At 43.8% G+C, this 2,633-nt stretch carries 2 protein-coding genes; both read left to right on the forward strand.

What is annotated here, in order from left to right; genetic code table 11:
- Positions 1-54: 54 nt before the first annotated feature.
- Entirely contained in the window at positions 55-1,740 is a 1,686-nt protein-coding gene (locus PN450_RS07510) for an ABC1 kinase family protein (protein WP_271835888.1), read from the forward strand.
- A gap of 21 nt (positions 1,741-1,761) precedes the next feature.
- The gene (locus tag PN450_RS07515) at positions 1,762-2,490 is read left to right on the forward strand and encodes a Stp1/IreP family PP2C-type Ser/Thr phosphatase (protein ID WP_271835886.1); all 729 of its coding nucleotides are present in this window, start codon (positions 1,762-1,764) and stop codon (positions 2,488-2,490) included.
- Positions 2,491-2,633: the final 143 nt, after the last annotated feature.

Consider the following 2,633-nt stretch of genomic DNA (forward strand, 5'->3'; position numbering starts at 1 on the left):
CCCCTACCTCCCTTACTCCCTGCCTCCGCAACAACCCGACGGTATAAGAAAAATATGGAACAAGGTTACTCAGACAAAGCATACCGTTGGAATCGGGAAGAATACTCTAGCAAACGCCGCTTTGTGGATATTTGGTCTTTTGTCTTGACCTTGATGTTCAAAATTTGGCGCTATAACAAAGATTGGAGTTACCCCGGTGGTGTAACAGAATCTAAGCAAGCAGCTAGACGCAAAGCCCAAGCAATCTGGATTAGAACCACGTTTTTAGATTTGGGTCCGACTTTTATTAAGATTGGACAATTGTTTTCAACTCGTGCGGATATTTTCTCTGCTGAATATGTGGAGGAGTTATCTAAGTTACAAGATAGAGTCCCAGCATTTAGTTATGAACAGGTAGAAGGAATTATTGAGCAGGAATTAGGTAAGACTGTTCCCACACTTTTCCAAGATTTTGAACCTGTTCCCCTCGCTGCTGCTAGTTTGGGTCAAGTCCACAAGGCCACCTTGTATACTGGTGAGTCCGTAGTTGTCAAAGTCCAACGGCCTGGACTCAAAAAGCTGTTTGAAATTGATTTAGGCATTCTTAAAGGTATTGCCCGCTATTTTCAAAATCATCCCAAATGGGGACGCGGCAGAGATTGGATGGGTATATATGAAGAATGTTGTCGCATTCTCTGGGAAGAAATTGATTATCTGAATGAAGGACGCAATGCCGATACTTTCCGCCGGAATTTCCGCCCTTATGATTGGGTGAAAGTACCGAGGGTTTATTGGCGTTATGCTACTTCTAGGGTGATTACTTTGGAGTATGTGCCGGGGATTAAAGTTAGTCAGTATGATGCTTTAGATGCTGCGGGTGTAGATAGAAAAGCGATCGCTCGCTATGGCGCACAAGCCTATCTCCATCAACTGCTCAATAATGGCTTCTTCCACGCTGACCCCCACCCTGGTAATCTGGCAGTTAGTCCTGACGGGGCTTTGATTTTCTACGACTTCGGGATGATGGGAACAATTAAATCCAATGTCCGCGAAGGATTAATGGAAACCTTATTTGGTATCGCTCAAAAAGATGGCGATCGCGTGGTAAAATCTCTAGTTGATTTAGGAGCGCTTGCCCCAGTTGATGACATGGGACCAGTCCGTCGTTCAGTCCAGTTTATGCTGGATCACTTCATGGATAAGCCCTTTGAAAATCAATCAGTGGCAGCCATCAGTGAAGACTTGTATGAACTCGCTTATGATCAACCATTTAGATTTCCAGCCACTTTTACCTTCGTCATGCGTGCCTTTTCTACCCTCGAAGGCGTTGGTAAAGGTCTAGATCCAGAATTTAACTTTATGGAAGTTGCCCAGCCTTATGCAATGCAGCTTATGACAGATAACAGTAGTTCTGAGGGGAATAGTTTCTTGAATGAATTAAGTCGTCAAGCAGTCCAAGTCAGTAGCACTGCTTTAGGATTACCACGAAGATTAGAAGATACCCTAGATAAAATAGAACGTGGTGATATCCGGCTGCGAGTTCGCTCCGTCGAAACTGAACGCCTGATCCGGCGACAGAGTAATATACAACTGGCAATAAGTTATGCTCTTATTATCAGTGGTTTTACAATTGCTGGTACAATTCTCCTAGTTAGCCATTATGTCTGGTTAGCAAGCTTTATTGGTTTAATTGCCGCATCAGTTTCATTCATGCTGATTCGGTTGCTTTTACGCCTCGACCGTTATGATCGGATGTATTAATTAATTGTTCACGAAAAATCTATGAAACTTGAATCTACCGGTTGTACAGATCCGGGGCTTATTCGTGCTTATAATCAAGATTCGTACTATATTGATCCCACAGGGCGATTCTTTATAGTTGCTGACGGTATGGGTGGTCATGCAGGAGGAGAAGAGGCTAGTCGCATCGCTACTGCCGAAATTTGTGCATATCTAGAGCAAAATTGGCAATCCCCCGAATCTTCCTCAAAACTCCTAGAACAAGCTTTATCCACTGCAAATAAAGCCATAGTTCAAGATCAGCACAATCATCCTGAACGTGCTGATATGGGAACGACAGCCGTAGTAGTAGTTATCCGTCCAGATGAATTACCTGTATGCGGTCATGTTGGTGATTCCCGTCTCTACCGTCTGCGAGAATCACAATTACAACAAATTACAGAAGACCATACATGGATTGCCAAAGCCATGAAAATCGGTGATATTACTCTTGATGAAGCTAGGGTTCATCCCTATCGTCATGTTTTATCCAGTTGTTTAGGTAGGGAAGACCTGAATCAGATTGATATTCAGCAACTAACTCTGGAAAATGGCGATCGCTTACTGCTCTGTAGTGATGGACTTACAGAAGAACTTATAAATCCACAAATCCTTGGATACATCAGGGACACATCTTCTTTAGAACAAGCTGCCCATGACCTAGTTGAAGCCGCCAAAGAACAAGGTGGACACGATAATATTACCGTTGTCTTAGTGTCTGTAGAAACCTAATAGGAGTCAGGAGTCAGGAGTCAGGAGTCAGGAGTTCAGGAGTTCAGGAGAAAGAAATTGAAGAATAGAGAATGGAATTTCTCCCCTGCTCCCTGCTCCCTGCTCCCTGCTTCCCTGTTCCCTGTTCCCTGTTCCCTGTTCCC

The sequence above is a fragment of the Dolichospermum lemmermannii CS-548 genome (assembly GCF_028330815.1).
GTDB classification, from domain to species: Bacteria; Cyanobacteriota; Cyanobacteriia; order Cyanobacteriales; family Nostocaceae; genus Dolichospermum; species Dolichospermum lemmermannii.